Source organism: Vibrio sp. 9-16B-A1, from assembly GCF_056726165.1.
On record NZ_JBSDZD010000003.1, the window covers coordinates 356,610 to 371,420 of the forward strand.

General features: G+C 50.8%; 12 protein-coding genes, 1 tRNA gene and 1 riboswitch. Of the genes, 8 read left to right on the forward strand and 5 right to left on the reverse strand.

Annotated features, from left to right (window positions below; translation table 11 throughout):
* Positions 1-791 precede the first annotated feature (791 nt).
* Positions 792-2,018: a sodium/glutamate symporter gene (gene gltS / locus ACVB80_RS07665; RefSeq protein WP_481080691.1), complete on the reverse strand. Its 1,227-nt coding sequence runs from the start codon at positions 2,016-2,018 to the stop codon at positions 792-794.
* A gap of 566 nt (positions 2,019-2,584) precedes the next feature.
* Here gltS and ACVB80_RS07670 point away from each other — a divergent pair.
* The gene (locus ACVB80_RS07670) at positions 2,585-4,246 is read left to right on the forward strand and encodes a methyl-accepting chemotaxis protein (RefSeq protein WP_481080692.1); all 1,662 of its coding nucleotides are present in this window, start codon (positions 2,585-2,587) and stop codon (positions 4,244-4,246) included.
* A 71-nt stretch (positions 4,247-4,317) separates the two neighbouring features.
* Here ACVB80_RS07670 and ACVB80_RS07675 read toward each other — a convergent pair whose 3' ends face one another.
* On the reverse strand, positions 4,318-4,566 hold the full coding sequence (locus ACVB80_RS07675) for a DUF3297 family protein (protein WP_481080693.1): 249 nt from the start codon (positions 4,564-4,566) through the stop codon (positions 4,318-4,320).
* 357 nt (positions 4,567-4,923) lie between these two features.
* Between ACVB80_RS07675 and ACVB80_RS07680 the strand changes: the two genes are divergently transcribed.
* Complete coding sequence (locus ACVB80_RS07680; protein WP_481080694.1) at positions 4,924-6,585, forward strand: methyl-accepting chemotaxis protein; 1,662 nt, start codon at positions 4,924-4,926, stop codon at positions 6,583-6,585.
* 51 nt (positions 6,586-6,636) lie between these two features.
* Here ACVB80_RS07680 and ACVB80_RS07685 read toward each other — a convergent pair whose 3' ends face one another.
* Positions 6,637-8,112: an NAD(P)H-hydrate dehydratase gene (locus tag ACVB80_RS07685; protein ID WP_481080695.1), complete on the reverse strand. Its 1,476-nt coding sequence runs from the start codon at positions 8,110-8,112 to the stop codon at positions 6,637-6,639.
* Between the two features lie 124 nt (positions 8,113-8,236).
* Between ACVB80_RS07685 and ACVB80_RS07690 the strand changes: the two genes are divergently transcribed.
* The gene (locus ACVB80_RS07690) at positions 8,237-8,482 is read left to right on the forward strand and encodes a hypothetical protein (protein ID WP_481080696.1); all 246 of its coding nucleotides are present in this window, start codon (positions 8,237-8,239) and stop codon (positions 8,480-8,482) included.
* Positions 8,483-8,577: 95 nt separating this feature from the next.
* On the opposite strand, the gene ACVB80_RS07695 is transcribed toward ACVB80_RS07690, so the two are convergent.
* Together ACVB80_RS07695 and ACVB80_RS07700 are read right to left on the reverse strand one after the other, a co-directional pair.
* A complete protein-coding gene (locus tag ACVB80_RS07695; protein ID WP_481080697.1) occupies positions 8,578-9,345 on the reverse strand; it encodes a DUF4344 domain-containing metallopeptidase in 768 nt (255 codons plus the stop codon).
* A gap of 171 nt (positions 9,346-9,516) precedes the next feature.
* Complete coding sequence (locus tag ACVB80_RS07700) at positions 9,517-9,876, reverse strand: diacylglycerol kinase (RefSeq protein WP_481080698.1); 360 nt, start codon at positions 9,874-9,876, stop codon at positions 9,517-9,519.
* Between the two features lie 317 nt (positions 9,877-10,193).
* On the opposite strand from ACVB80_RS07700, the gene ACVB80_RS07705 reads away from it, so the two are divergent.
* From ACVB80_RS07705 to ACVB80_RS07725, 5 genes are all read left to right on the forward strand, one after another.
* Positions 10,194-11,471 (forward strand): transporter substrate-binding domain-containing diguanylate cyclase, encoded by a 1,278-nt coding sequence (locus ACVB80_RS07705; RefSeq protein WP_481080699.1) that lies wholly within the window; start codon positions 10,194-10,196, stop codon positions 11,469-11,471.
* Between the two features lie 135 nt (positions 11,472-11,606).
* Positions 11,607-11,681, forward strand: a tRNA-Gly gene (locus tag ACVB80_RS07710).
* A gap of 121 nt (positions 11,682-11,802) precedes the next feature.
* Positions 11,803-11,958: riboswitch (cobalamin riboswitch) on the forward strand.
* A 163-nt stretch (positions 11,959-12,121) separates the two neighbouring features.
* Positions 12,122-13,087, forward strand: coding sequence for an adenosylcobinamide-phosphate synthase CbiB (cbiB, locus tag ACVB80_RS07715; RefSeq protein ID WP_481080700.1), 966 nt, complete (start codon positions 12,122-12,124; stop codon positions 13,085-13,087).
* Positions 13,088-13,124: 37 nt separating this feature from the next.
* Positions 13,125-14,204: a threonine-phosphate decarboxylase gene (locus ACVB80_RS07720; protein WP_481080701.1), complete on the forward strand. Its 1,080-nt coding sequence runs from the start codon at positions 13,125-13,127 to the stop codon at positions 14,202-14,204.
* Positions 14,201-14,785 (forward strand): histidine phosphatase family protein, encoded by a 585-nt coding sequence (locus ACVB80_RS07725; RefSeq protein ID WP_481080702.1) that lies wholly within the window; start codon positions 14,201-14,203, stop codon positions 14,783-14,785. The genes ACVB80_RS07720 and ACVB80_RS07725 overlap by 4 nt, the downstream gene beginning before the upstream one ends.
* Positions 14,786-14,811: the final 26 nt, after the last annotated feature.

Sequence of the window (14,811 nt, forward strand, 5' to 3'; positions counted from 1 at the left end):
CGGGATGACGAAATATCAAATTAACAATGACTTATATGACCCTGTCATCCCGGAAGTTCTGCTCACCCGAACTCATGTAAGGCGCGATATCAAAACAGAACTATCCGGGATCTCACGAAGCGAACTGTATACCCGCGTCAAGCCTGGTTCCGCGCCTACTGTGCTATCCGCTGGTGCCTAACATCTGGTTTTCTTTTCACCTTGCCACCTGCACTATGTCATCCTGAATTCATTTCAGGATCTGCTCACAGAGTGTCGTAAGTTCAAAAGCTGCCTGCAGTTCTCGGGTGTCGCTAACGCGAAATGAGTCTAACCCTTGCTGAAACCAGATCCTGAATCGCGCCCAACCTCCTCTGCACGGGGCGGGTTAACGGGAGCGCGTTCAGGATGACCCGGTGGGCGTGGTGAGTGAATGGTAATATGTTAGTTCTGAGGGTTGTGATGGTTTGGTAGTGATGCTTTGGGTGGGTTGTTTTGCTTATCTTAACGGATCGCTTCACGAGGTCCCGGGTCGCGCCTGGCTGTGGGGGTATGGTAAGTTCAGTGGAACGCGCCCGGGATGACGAAGTGTTTGAATAACAATGGTTTACTTACCCGTGTCATCCCGGAAGTTCTGCTCACCTGAACTCATGTAAGGCACATAGTTAAACCAGAGCTATCCGGGATCTCACAAAGCGCTTCAGAAACTTAAAATAAGCACAAAAAAAACGGGAGCCAAAAGGCCCCCGTCTATTATCATTTCGTACCACGTACCACGTACCACGTACCACGTACCACGTACCACGTACCGCTTATCCAATCACCGAAATATATGCCTGAAGGATAATCAGGTTCACAATATCAATAAAGAAAGCGCCCACAATCGGTACCACCATAAATGCCTGTGGTGACGGGCCGAAGCGGGTGACCAGTGAGCCCATGTTCATGACAGCCGTTGGGGTAGCGCCCAGACCGAATCCACAGTGGCCGCCAGCAATAACTGCAGCGTCGTAGTTGCCGCCCATCGCTTTAAAGGTTACGAAGTAGCTGAACAGGCCCAGAACCAGCGACTGAACGCCCAGGATCACCAGGAACGGGATAGCGAGATCAAAGATGTTCCACAGTTTCAGGCTCATCAGGGCCATAGAAAGGAACAGCGACAGGGAAACCGTACCCAGCACGTCCACCGTCTCTGCGTGAAGCTGACGGACTTTGGTTACTTCCATCACGTTGGTGATGAACACACCGATAAACAGCGCGTATACGAAATCAGGGATGCGCAGCCAGCTGATTTCCAGTGATGCTATGGCCTGCTCCAGGTATTTGGCACCGGTTACACAGATCAGCAGTACAAACAGAGTCTCGATAACGATTCTGGCGGTAACTTTGTCCTCTTCCAGTTCGTTATAGGTCACCAGCTCAGGAAAGCGCTCGTGCGCGTGAGCATCGGTACCGTACTCGGACTCAATGTTGTTTTTGGTGATTAGCCTCTGGGCGACCGGGCTGCCGATGATACCACCGATGATAAGACCAAAGGTCGCCGACGCCATGGCGATTTCCAGGGTGTTGCTCATGCCATAGTTTTCAGCAAACGTCTGAGACCAGGCTGCACCGGTACCGTGTCCGCCGGACAGGGTAATTGAACCTGCGATGAGACCCATCAGTGGGTCAAGGCCCATAGAGGTAGCCAGAGAGACACCAACACCATTCTGAATGATGATGTATACCGATGCGATGGCCAGGAACCAGAATACTTTGGCTCCGCCTTTCAGCAGTTGCTTGTAGTTAGCCGCCAGGCCAACGGTACTGAAGAACATCAACATAAAGGTGTGCTGCAGGGGCAGGGAAAATTCTAAGTCGATGTTATTAAAGTGAAGACCAGTGATGATCAACGCGACGATCAGGCCACCAACGATAGGTTCAGGAATATTGTACTTCTTCAGGGCCGGGATTTGTCCGTTAACGATATGGCCGATAAAAAGCACACTGATGGCGATCAGGAACGATTCCAGCGCTCCAATTGATATGGTTTCAATCATATAACCTCTTTTCTGGATTTACTTCGGCGCTCCGGCCAACTCCTTGTCGTTAATGTGAATAAATATTCTTATTAACAGACGAAACGCGCAATTCCATTCGCGAGCAAACATGAAAGACAAGGCGGGGAGGGTACTAAGAGGTAAGATGAGTAATGTTAGGGCAATGTCAGGAAGTTGGTTAATAAAATAGCGGCGTGTTTATTAAATAAAATTAAAATTCAATAAAAACAACCCGATAAAACATGAAAAACGTTTGCGCTTATTCTGCATCATTTTGTGAGGTCTGGAGGTTAAAATGGCCAGGAAGTGAGCACTGAACTGCCTGCGTAACACTTTTTAAACGTGTTATTGGTATCTGTTTGTTATAACGACAAATTACGTGATAGCGTGAATTTTGATTCATTGACAAACGGCAGTATTCGTCAACACTTATAATATGGTTAATAGCCGTTCGATGAATTAGTTGCATATAAATGCAGTTAAGTGACCGGAGAGTTACGTGATTTATCAACACGGCTGGCTACCTGTTTTTTTGTAATAAAGGCTGTTCATAAGAAGGATGTCCTATGAGTCTGACAATAAAAAGCCGTTTATATATCTTGTCGATTGCGCCTCTGGTGATTATTGCTCTGAGCCTGATGTTGCTCACCAATTCCAAAACCCATGACCTTTCTAACGAGCAAATGGGTGAGACGCACGCCAAGATGATGGAGATGAAGCAGGCGGAACTTCGCTCCTACCTCGGCATAGCTAAGACTGCGTTGATTCCACTGGAAAAACGCAATGCAACCCGCGAAGAAGCGCTCGAAGTATTGCGTGAGATTAAGTTTGGTAAAAATGGTTACTTTTTTGGGTATGATCAGAGAGGTACCCGTTTGTTGCTGGGTGACATGAACAAAGAGATCGGGGCTAACCACTGGAACCTGAAAGATGCTGAAGGAAACTACTTTATTCAGGACCTGATCAACAACGCCAAGTCTGACAGCTTCTCTACTTACTACTTTCCAAAACCAGGAGAGTCAGCGCCGCTGCCTAAGCTGAGTTTGTCTGCTTACTTCCCCCAATGGGATTTGATGATAGGTACCGGTTTCTATACCGATGATGTGGACGCAGCGATTGATGCGATGAAAGAACGCGCTAACGAGAATGTGAGACAGGCGATGGTAAGTACCGCCATCATCGCCCTGATCATTGTGGCCATTGTTCTTGGTATGGCGATAGCGGTGAACCGCAGTATTCTGAATCCACTGGAGAAATTTGATGAATCAATTCGCTCTTTTGCCAGTGGTGATGCTGATCTGACCGCGCGCATGGAGAAGTTCAAAGTGCCGGAGTTTGGTGCCTTGAGTGATAATTTCAATGCGTTTGTGGACACCCTGCAGAAGCTGATTATTAACGTTACGGATGTCAGCCATGATGTTGTGAATGAAACCGACAGTATGGCTCAGCGTGCTTCCCAGGTTGACCAGCTTGCGATGGGCCAGCGTGAAGAGACCGAGCAGGTGGCAACTGCGATGACGGAGATGACTACCACAGCGAATGATATTTCCAACAGTGCAAGTCAGGCGGCAGCGTCAGCCAAGAGTGCGGATGATAATGCCCAGCATGCTAACTCTATTGTGGTCTCTGCTGCGACTTCTGTAGAAGCACTGGCGCAGGAAATTGCCGAAGCCAATACGGTGATTGGGGATCTGGAAGGTGATGTACAGAACATTTCGACGTCTCTGGGAGTTATCCAGGATATCGCAGAACAAACCAACCTGCTGGCACTGAACGCAGCAATCGAAGCCGCCCGTGCAGGTGAGCAGGGCAGGGGCTTTGCTGTAGTAGCGGATGAAGTGCGAAAACTGGCAAGCCGTACTCAGGAGAGTACCGGTGAAATTCATGCCATGATCCAGCAGCTTAAAGCTGCGTCGGATGCTGCGGTAAATGCAATGAATGCCAGTCAGGAGCGCAGTGTCAGTACCGTTGAAGAGGCCAATGCGGCAAGCGCAGCGCTGGAGCAGGTTCAGGAATCCATCCAGACTATCATGGATATGAACACCCTGATTGCAACAGCGACCGAAGAGCAGAGCCTTGTTGGTCAGGAGATCTCTCAGCGTATCGTGGTGATTTCTGATCAGAGCGCCAGCTCGGCTGAGCTCGCCAATGAAAACCGCTCAGGCAGCCAGAATCTGAATGGTAAAGCAAATGAACTGTCCGGTCTGGTAGGCCGTTTTAAAGTCTAGTGACAGAAGCAAACTAAAAAGGCGAACCAGATGGTTCGCCTTTTTTAAATCATGTGCGTGTCTGCCAGCGTTTATTTGTAGAACGCTTCCACTTCGCCTTTCAGTTTGATCAGCATTGGCTGACCCCAGCGGTCTTTAGCTTTAGGAGAAGCAATTTTCACCCAGCCTTCGCTGATGCAGTACTCTTCAACATCAGTACGCTCTTTGCCGTTCAGGCGGATACCAATGTGGTGTTCAAAACACTCAGCATTGTAGAATGGGCTGCGAGGGTTGCCTGCCAGATGATCCGGCAGAGCTGGTTTAGAGCTGTTGTCACTCATGTTTGTAAACCTGAATTAGATAATGAGATGCGCATTTTAGACAAAGTTCATCCGGGGCTCAACTAATACCAGTCAGCACAAGTATTAGTTGAGCCCCGGCAGGCTGGACCAGCTGTTTTCTGAGCATCTGTTTGGTGGTCTTGATTCAATTTACTACCTGAGAAGGAGTAGGGGCGAGAAGATTAAAGTTGATCTTGATCAATATGCGGTTTTTTTAGCATAGTGTTTTTTGACATTACTGTCAGTTGCACAATACTTGTAAACAAAAGGTTAAAAACTGTGTGGGTATAACCATTACTCACCACACATGCAATGTCAGGCTGGCTGGTGACCGATATATTGTGAGGACGCCAAGCCATGAACATGTCAATCCGTAGCCGCCTTTATGTGCTGGCTATTTTACCCCTTATCATCGTCGCTGTTTGTATGATGCTTCTGACTGATTACGAAACGCACGAGCTTAATCATCAGCAGATGGAGCTCACCCACGAAAGAATGATGCAAATGAAGAAAGCGGAGTTGAAATCCTATCTTCAGATCGCAGAGACCTCTCTAAAACCTGTAATTGATGCTAATGGAACCCGTGAAGAAGCAGTTGCTGTGCTGAAAAGCATTAAGTTTGGCAGCAGTGGTTATCTGTTTGCCTATGACTCAAAAGGTATCCGCGTAGTACAGGGACAGAGTGGTGCTGGTGTGGGTAACAGTTACTGGAATTTGCAGGATAGTCACGGCAATTACCTGATTCAGGATTTGCTGCGAAACGCCAGAACCGGGGACTTCACTACCTACTACTTCCCTAAACCCGGTCAGACTGAGCCTTTGCCTAAGCTGAGTTTTTCAGTTTTCTTCCCTCAGTGGGATTTGATGGTAGGGACCGGTTTTTATACCGATGATGTGGACGCAGTTATTGCAGATATGGAAGCCACGAGTGACGCCCAAGTTGCGTCGGCCATGGTTAACATGGCGATGTTTGAAGTGCTGATCGTTGTTATCGTGGCAGTGATGGCGATGTTCGTCAGCCGCAGTATTCTGACTCCGCTGGGTATGTTTGATAAATCTATTGAGAGCTTCGCCAGTGGTGATGCGGATCTGACCGCACGTATGCCTGAGTTCAAAATTCCTGAGTTTGCCCGCCTGAGCGGAAACTTCAATACCTTTGTCGGAAGCCTGCAATCTATCATCAAGAGTGTATCGGAAGTGAGCGAGCAGGTCTTGATGGAAACTGATCAGATGAACTCCCGCGCAACTCAGGTGGATGATATTGCCGCCGGACAGCGCAGTGAAACTGAGCAGGTTGCTACCGCGATGACAGAAATGACAACCACAGCGAATGACATTTCCAACAACGCAGCCCAGGCCGCGCAATCTGCCAAAGATGCCGATGACAATACCAAGCATGCCAATACCATCGTAGTAGCAGCGGCTGATTCAGTCGTGGCACTGGCCGGTGATATTTCACAGGCCAATGAAGTGATCTCGAAGCTGGAAGGCGATGTACAGAACATCTCGACTTCACTTGAAGTCATTCAGGATATCGCAGAGCAGACCAACCTGCTGGCACTGAATGCCGCGATTGAGGCAGCCCGCGCCGGTGAACAGGGTCGTGGATTTGCAGTGGTAGCGGATGAAGTCCGTAAACTGGCCAGCCGTACCCAGGACAGCACCGGTGAGATCCATACCATGATCGAGCAGCTGAAGAATGCGTCTGACGCCGCGGTTAACGCCATGAGTGCCAGTGAAAGCCGCAGCCAGTCCACTGTGGATGAAGCCAAGGCTGCAAGTATTGCCCTGGAACAGGTACAGGAACATATTCACAACATCATGGATATGAACTCGCTGATTGCGACCGCTACAGAAGAGCAAAGTACGGTCGGACAGGAGATTTCCCAGCGTATCGTGATTATTTCTGACCAGAGTGCCAGCTCTGCTGAACTGGCGAATGAAAACCGACTGGGTGGCCAGTCACTGAACGGAAGAGCACAAAAACTGGCACAGCTGGTAGCAAGGTTTACGGTGTAACATTGCCGTGCGTCCGCGCCCTGGCCGCCCGTTGGCCAGGGCTTTTTTGATCTAGTGGTTCAGCAGATATCGGAGGTGAGGGAACAGATCGCTTGCCAGCAGGCCAATTTCTCCGTCTTCTGCCGCGCAACGGTCAGCTGCCGCGCTGTGCAGCCAGACACCACAGCAGGCCGCGGTACTCAGTGGTAATCCCTGTGCCAGCATCGCGCCAAGCACGCCACTCAGTACATCGCCCATTCCCGCGCTGGCCATTCCCTGGTTTCCGGCGCTGCAAACCCATGTACGCTCACCATCGCAGATAAGGGTACCGGCCCCTTTGAGAACCACTACTCCTCCATATTTTTTTTGCAGCTGTTCAGCTGCTTTGTAGCGATCACTTTCGATTTCAGCCACCGTGCAGCCGAGCAGGCGGGAAGCTTCACCCGGGTGTGGGGTCAGGATACGTCCGCCATCTTCAAAAGGATGTTTGGCAAGCAGGTTCAGGCCGTCAGCATCGACGACTTTTGGCAGGTTCTGAGAGATAAAGTCATCAAACCAGTCCTGGGCATCCACTTCCTGGCCAAGGCCTGGTCCAATTACAAGGCAATCGGCCCAGGCAAACAGGGGCTGCGGGTCAATGCCCTCGTTTTGCCATCCGGAGACCATGACCTCCGGCCTCGCAACGACAATGGATTCCACATGTTCATGGTGAGTGACCACTTTTGTCATCCCCGCTCCGCAGCGGGCGCAGGCTTCACTGGCCAGGCGGATGGCACCAGGCATACCGTAACCGCCACCGAGCATCAGTACCCGGCCGTTATCGCCTTTATGAGCAGTCGCTTTACGCCGGATTATGGGGTAGGGCAGGCTGCTTTGGTCAAGCAGCTGAACGGTTGAGTGGGCAATACCCCCGAACTCCATTCCTACGCCCAGGTCAGCCAGCTGCAGCACACCACGATAGTGGCGGGCTTTGCCGGTATGCAGTCCTCGCTTGTGGCCAATAAAGGTTATAGTCAGGGTCGCTTTGACTGATTTACCCAGCACCCGGCCCGTATCGGCGCACAGGCCGGAAGGGGCATCGATGGCAACGACCGGAGCAGGGTAGTGGTTAACCATATCGATGGCGTGGCGGGCATCTTCCCTTACGTTTCCGCTCAGACCCGTGCCGAGCAGAGCATCAACCAACAAATCCACATCCAGTGGCATGGAGTCCGGCAGCGGATTGATTTCCCCCCCGGCTTCAAGCCAGGCCTGCTGAGCGGTTTTGGCATCCCCGCTGGTTTTGGACGGATCTCCAACATGCCAGAGTGACACCTGAATACCCGCTTTCAGCGCAAGAGTGGCGACCACATAGCCATCACCGCCATTATTGCCGCCTCCGCAAATCACACCCAGGTGGCGGGTATTGGGGTAGTGGCGGGCGATGGCATCAAACACCGCGTGCCCGGCACGCAGCATCAGTTGATACATTTCGATTCCGGCGAGTTTCGCGGCTTCGCGCTCACCATTACGGATCTGCTCTGCAGAGTAAAGAAAGATTGGGGACATAATCAAAGCCAACTGAGATAACGTCTTATAACGATAGCACTTTTGGTCAGAATTGGATTTGAACCAGGCTATACAATAGTCTCATTCATCCGGTAAATAGGAGTAAAAGTCCGTGGATACTCAAATGGCGATTTCGAATTATCTCGGCGTACTGCTGGTGGTGCTGCTGGTCTACCCGTTTGTTCTGGTCGGCCTGCAAATGGCTATTTATGATGTAAAAGTGCGCAGTAAAGCGACCCGTTGGTTCAATGTGATTTGCGCATTTCTGTTGGGAGTTATGCTTCTGCTGCACCTGCAAACAGAAGTGTTCTACGGAAAAGAACTGTTAGACGCCTGGTATGCGGCTAATCCTGAAGACAGGCCCCAGTAAGGTCAGTTTCTCAGAAGCTTAATATAACAAAGCCTCTGAAGAGCAGAGGCTTGTTATGCAGTTCTGGTCAGGAACGGGGCTGCTTATTACGCGCGTTACTTTTTACGGGCGTTGCCAAGGAATGTATGCCAGTCATCGCTGATTTTCTGGTAATTGTAGGCACAAAACTCCTGACGATCGCTCAGGTTTTCTTTACCCACTTCATCGAGCAGACCGGCGTATTTTTCCGGGTCACTGCCGTATACCAGGCACAGGGTCTGGAAGTAGCGCTGCATATTGAAACTGTGTTCATCAATATACTCAGCCATGTGGATCTCTTTTGGCATTTCCTCGCTTTCAAAGGCGAACATATCGGCCGCGCTGATGGCGCTGTCTGCCCCGTTTTCCAGGTAATCAATCATCACGATTGCCGCAAGATTATCTACTGCGTCTTCTTCTTTACCGAGGATAGGGATCTGCTTATCAACGATATAAGCGTGGCCTATTTCGTGGAACAGTGTGTGCAGAACGGTATCCAGCACACCTTCTTTGGCGGGCTTGCCATACTTCTCATCGTATTTATTCTTGGTGAAGTAGTAGTTGGCCTCTGCCATAAAGGAGTATGGCATCTGGATGGTATTGCTTTCCGGATTAAACAGCGGGCCGTCATCCGAGCCGTATTCAATAGTCAGCGGAGTAGTGAACGGGAACAGCTCTTCACCGAGCTGGAGCACAGTCTCGTTAACGCCGCTTTGTTTGATAAAGTCGCGGATGTCAGTTTGCTCTGCGTTTTCTGGTGGCAGATAAGTGACAGAAATCGGGTCAGCAGCGAGTGCAAAAGAGGAAGTTGCAGTTAACAGCGCCGCCAGTGCCAGCTTGTTCATAGATGGTCCTTTGTTGTTTTTATTCAGACGCTTCCGTGCCAGGAGAGGCCGGAACGATTACTGAAATTGTGCGCGGGATTTCGGATTTGTCAACGTGGACGCTCTGGTTTTGTGCCAGCGGGAGGGATGAAAAGCAGAAGCCACAGCTTTTGCTTTTCAGAAAGAAGAACATCAGAGAAGTACGATGGTCACCCAGGTGATACCGGCCAGAATCAGGGCGACAAAAACTGTGGCGGAGCCAATGTCCTTGGCGCGGCCGCTGAGTTCATGGCGTTCCGGGCCAATGCGGTCTACTACCGCTTCAATGGCGGAGTTGATTAGTTCAACGATCAGGATCAGTAACAGACTTGCGATCAGTGCCAGCCGTTCAAGTTTAGTGACCGGCAGAAAGAAAGTGACCGGTACCAGCACGGCGATCATAGCGATCTCCTGGCGGATGGCTGCTTCATTCTTCCACGCGGCTTTCAGCCCCTGGATGGAATAGCGGGTGGCGTGAAGAATCCGGGTGAGTCCGGTGGCTCCGGGTTTCATGTTTTGCTTACCTGTTGGCTCTGTATTGGATGGCTATTGTAATGAATTTACTTCTATTTCTCCAGATACCTCAGGCACGTGTGTTCCCGGTTACTGTTTTCTCAGCCGGGATGTGTAAATCCCTCTAAACTTATACAAATAAGCATGCAGTAATGGATCATTTCCCCATCTGGCCCGGATCCGAAGTGGAGTGAAGGGGGAAGTTTTTTTGTTTTTTGAGACTGGAACAGCAGCGTATGGCCCGAAATTTCATCATTTTTATTTTGCTTTGCGTAAGCGGTTTATTTTCTTCGCTGCTACAGGCGGAGGAAAAGCTGGTGGTTGCCAATTCAAAAGCCTGGAAACCTTTCTCATATCTTGATGAAAAGGGAGAACCACAGGGGATTTTAATTGAGTTGTGGCGTGAATATGGGCGGCGAAACGGTGTATCTGTAGAGTTTCGCCTTACTGACTGGAATGAGTCTCTGGAACTGGTAAAACACGGTGAGGCGGATGCTCATGCCGGGCTGCTTTGGTCAGAACCGAGGGAGGCTTTTCTGGATTACTCCGAACCGTTTTTTGATATCGAGGCGCATTTGTTTTTCAGCCAGGATCTAATCGGGACCCGGGTGGGTGATTATATTGCCTCCGGTAAAGGAAAGGTCGGCGTTGTAGCCGGCGGGTTTGAACAGCATTTTGCAGAACAGAAACTCCCGACGCTCACGCTGGTGGCGTTCGATAACAACCGCCAGTTAATGGACGCAGCGATAAGAGGAGAGGTCAACGCCTTCATCGCTGATCTTCAGGTGGCCAACTTCTATCTGTATGTGTCGTACGATCCTACCCATTTTGTGCCGGTTAAGCACCTGTATACGCATGCCATTCATCCTGCCGTCGCAGAGGGGAACAAAGTCATGCAAACCCGCTTAAACGAGGGATTTGCCAAATTGTCTGATGCGGATAAAGATCGGGTAATGCAACGCTGGATGCACATTGAAAAGGTCTATCCTCAATGGCTGCTGCCATTGACGGTGGCCGGACTGTCGTTGGTGGTGATTATTTATATTCTCAGCCTGCACCGCTTGGTTAAAATCCGCACCAGTGAACTTGAGGTGGCGAACGAGAACCTTGCGCTGCTTGCAACGACGGATCCGCTCACGGGGATTCATAACCGGCGTTACTTTGTTGATGAGCTGGATCAGTTTAAACCGGCCAGCAGGCAGATCACCGTGATGGTGTTTGATATTGATGACTTCAAAAAAATAAACGACAGCTTTGGTCATGCGGTAGGCGACGAGGTGATAAAAGCTGTGGCAGAAGTTATCTCCGGATCACTGCCTGAGGGGAGCCTGTTTGCCCGCGTAGGGGGGGAGGAATTTGCCGCTGTATTGAGGGGAGAAGAGTTCTCTGTCGTTGAAAGGCTGGGCAGTGAGATTTGCCAAAAGCTGGAAAGGATATCGGTCTCCGCACTGCCTGAGGGATATCCGGTTACCGTCAGTACCGGTGTTGCCTGGTATGAGTATATAAACCGGGTCCCTGAGTTGAGCGATGCAGATCAGTTGATGTATCGGGCAAAAAGTCAGGGGAAGAATCAGTCCGTCAGTCAAAAGATGTAACAGGATGAATCGTGACCGAATAGTACCCGGATTGCTCTTAAAATGAGCAAACAGTTGAGTTATAGAGAAAAAAGTGATTTCAGGGCTTCCAATTTCATCGCTCTGTGGCATTATGAATCCCGTAGCCGATACAAAGCGTGCATCGTATAATGGCTATTACCTCAGCCTTCCAAGCTGATGATGCGGGTTCGATTCCCGCTGCACGCTCCAGATTCTGTAAAAAGCCCGCTCAACTGAGCGGGCTTTTTCGTATGTGCGGTATCTGGCTCCGGAGAAGTGCTCCTGTTTCGTCTCTTTCTGTGGCGTTGACCGGGAACTGGTCAGTGTGAGAGACTCCGGAGCGTTATCTGGTATAAGTGAATCAGGTGAAAATCCTGGACTGTACCCGCAACTGTAAACGGTGTTCTTTACTCTCATTTTCTGAGTATGAAGATGCTCTCCCGGAGCAAAGCCGTGAGTCAGATCCTGCCAGCTAACACAACGTATTATCTGGGCGGGAGCACTCAGAGGTTTTTCAGCATGATTACCCCCCGGATTTGTTCCTGTCAGTTTTATGGCGTGGTATTGCGTCATCTCAACCGAATAAGGGGTGTTCATGCCTGCTGTTAATAAGGTACTAACGGTATCTGTTCCTTCTGCCGGCTTTTCTTATGTTGCCTGAAATACCTGAGTTGAGCAGTGATTCAATGCTGACCAGTGCCCTTATCCTGATCCTCGCCCTGTGGATGGATAAACTGCTGGGAGAACCCCAAAGATTTCATCCTCTTGTAGGGTTTGGCTGTTTGGCGAACGCGCTTGAAGAGCGATGCCGTAGGCTGACGGCTTTGAGTGATAAGCAGAAGGGAGTTCTGGCCTGGCTTATCGCGGTGGTTCCCCTTGTTGTCGTGACTTTTCTTTTATCAGAGGCAGTGAAAGCGCTGTCGCTGCCACTATGGTTCATACTGAACGCTGTTGTGCTGTACCTGACTATCGGTGGAAAAAGCCTGACCGATCACGCTAAAGCGATTTATACCCCGCTTCAGTCTGGCGATATTGAACAGGCCCGCTACGCCGTATCCATGATTGTCAGCCGCGATACAGACAAAATGAGTGAAAGGGAGATCGCATCCTCTGCGATTGAATCTGTGCTGGAAAACGGCAATGACGCCGTTTTTGCCCCCCTGTTCTGGTTTGTTGTTTTAGGCGCTTCTGGCGCTGTGTTGTTTCGCCTCGCTAATACGCTTGATGCGATGTGGGGTTATAAGAATGAACATTACCTGCACTTTGGCTGGTTTACTGCAAGAACGGATGATGTTCTTGGCTGGGTCCCGGCCCGCATTACGGCGTTAACCTACGCCTTTCAGGGGAATTTTAATACGGCGATCAAGTGCTGGCGAAAGCAGGCGAAAGAGTGCAGCAGCCCAAATGGTGGCGTGGTTATGACCACTGGTGCCGGCGCGTTGGGAGTGATCATCGGCGGGCCAACGTATTACCACGGTGTGCTTCATGACAAAAAGCCTATGGGGTGCGGAGAAGTCGCAGACTGGCGCGCCATTCCTCCGGCTAATCGGCTGGTTTCACGGGGCAGCTTTTGGCTGAGTTACCTTTGGCTGATTTGTGTTTTGGGGGCTGTATGATGCGTTTCAGAGAGGGCTCAATGGAGAGAGTGAGTTAATGGCGGTTAGACATGGCGGGAACCTGATAGAGATCGCCCGTGAGTATGGCGGTGAGCCTGAAGGGTGGGTTGACCTCTCTACCGGAGTCAGTCCGTTTTCGTATCCGGCAGACAGTATTCCTGTATCGGTGTGGAACAGGTTACCCGAAACCGGTGACGGACTGGAGCTGGCGGCACAGGCGTATTATGGCGCGGGTTCAGAACCCCTGGCAGTGGCTGGCTCTCAGGCGGCGATTATGGCGCTGCCGGGTGTGATCACCTCTGAGTGTGGACGCTGTGGAACGGTAGTTTTGCCCCGTGTGGGCTATAAAGAGCACCAGCATGCCTGGGCAGAGTTCCGGTCAGGTGGACAGCAGTGGCAACTGGACTTCTATGATGGTTTTCCCTCACCGCAGCAGATTGAAACAGGCGACGTGGTGCTGGTAATTAATCCAAACAACCCCAGTGGCAGATACACCAGGACTGACGAGCTGTTAAACATCAGGCGTGTTATGGCAGCAAAGTGTGGTTATCTCATCGTTGATGAAGCTTTTGCTGACTGCACGCCGGAGATCTCTGTGCTCAGTACCACAGGGGAGGACGGCTCCGGAGAGCGTTCTGACGATGGCGCGGGGCTGATTGTGCTCCGTTCCGTGGGGAAGTTTTTTGGGCTTGCCGGTGCCAGAGTCGGTTTTGTATTTGCAGAGCCGCCGATCAAAACGCGGTTGCAGGAATCGTTGGGGCCCTGGACCGTCGCAGGCCCGGCGCGCTGGGTGCTGAAAAAAGCACTGGCAGATCGCCTCTGGCAGCAGCAGGCAAAGAAAAAGATAACATCGGCGTCATCGCAGCTGAACCAGTTGCTTGATAAGTACCTTGGCGCAGAGAGGGCCGGAACTGCTCTGTTTACAACGGTGTACCTTGAGAACGCCCCGTATTGTCATGAGGTGCTTTGTCAGCACCAGGTGCTGACACGGCTGTGTGATGAAAAAAACGCGCTGCGTTTTGGATTACCTGCAGATAAGAACCAGTGGGAGAAGTTGGAGCACGCATTGGCAGAGCTGGCATACAGCCGCAATCAGCGGGTGGCAGAGGCTCAGTGAGGCTTTACTTAATTCGCCATGGTCAGACAGAGTGGAATGCAGAGTACCGGCTTCACGGCTGGCTGGACAGTCCGCTGACTCCTGAGGCAGTTTCCCTGCTGGAACAGACAGAGCTTCCTCAGTCAGACAAGCTGGTTATCTTCAGCAGTGACCTGGGCCGGGCGGTACACAGCGCCAGCATCATCGCCCAAAAGAGTGGGGAAGAAGTGGTGCAGGACAACAGGCTGCGGGAACGGAATTACGGAGCGCTGCAGGGAGAAGTTATCGATGAAGACGAGTTCCTGAAGCCTGTATGGCAAAGGTATCATCAGCGCTACCTGCAGAAGCTAGGTGGTGATTTTGATATTGAGTCAGAAAGCAGTTTTGAGCGGCGAATCGTCTCTTTCCTTTCGGATTTAAGTTCACTGGATGACAGTACAAATGTCGTCATTATTGGCCACGGAGAGTGGTTAAGGGCAGCGACAAATATCATTCAGGGCGTACCATCCTGGTATTATGGTGACGGGATTGCTGCAAATGGTTCACTGGTTATCCTCAACTGGACTCCAACGACGCTGACTAATCACGACTTAGCTGAATAACAGCAGATACAAAAAAAGGCCTGGTG

Coding starts and splice junctions, on each gene's coding strand:
- gltS (WP_481080691.1), bottom strand. CDS start 2,018: ATGATTGAAACCATATCAATTGGAGCGCTGGAATCGTTCCTGATCGCC.
- ACVB80_RS07670 (WP_481080692.1), top strand. CDS start 2,585: ATGAGTCTGACAATAAAAAGCCGTTTATATATCTTGTCGATTGCGCCT.
- ACVB80_RS07675 (WP_481080693.1), bottom strand. CDS start 4,566: ATGAGTGACAACAGCTCTAAACCAGCTCTGCCGGATCATCTGGCAGGC.
- ACVB80_RS07680 (WP_481080694.1), top strand. CDS start 4,924: ATGAACATGTCAATCCGTAGCCGCCTTTATGTGCTGGCTATTTTACCC.
- ACVB80_RS07685 (WP_481080695.1), bottom strand. CDS start 8,112: ATGTCCCCAATCTTTCTTTACTCTGCAGAGCAGATCCGTAATGGTGAG.
- ACVB80_RS07690 (WP_481080696.1), top strand. CDS start 8,237: ATGGCGATTTCGAATTATCTCGGCGTACTGCTGGTGGTGCTGCTGGTC.
- ACVB80_RS07695 (WP_481080697.1), bottom strand. CDS start 9,345: ATGAACAAGCTGGCACTGGCGGCGCTGTTAACTGCAACTTCCTCTTTT.
- ACVB80_RS07700 (WP_481080698.1), bottom strand. CDS start 9,876: ATGAAACCCGGAGCCACCGGACTCACCCGGATTCTTCACGCCACCCGC.
- cbiB (WP_481080700.1), top strand. CDS start 12,122: ATGTTGCCTGAAATACCTGAGTTGAGCAGTGATTCAATGCTGACCAGT.
- ACVB80_RS07720 (WP_481080701.1), top strand. CDS start 13,125: ATGGCGGTTAGACATGGCGGGAACCTGATAGAGATCGCCCGTGAGTAT.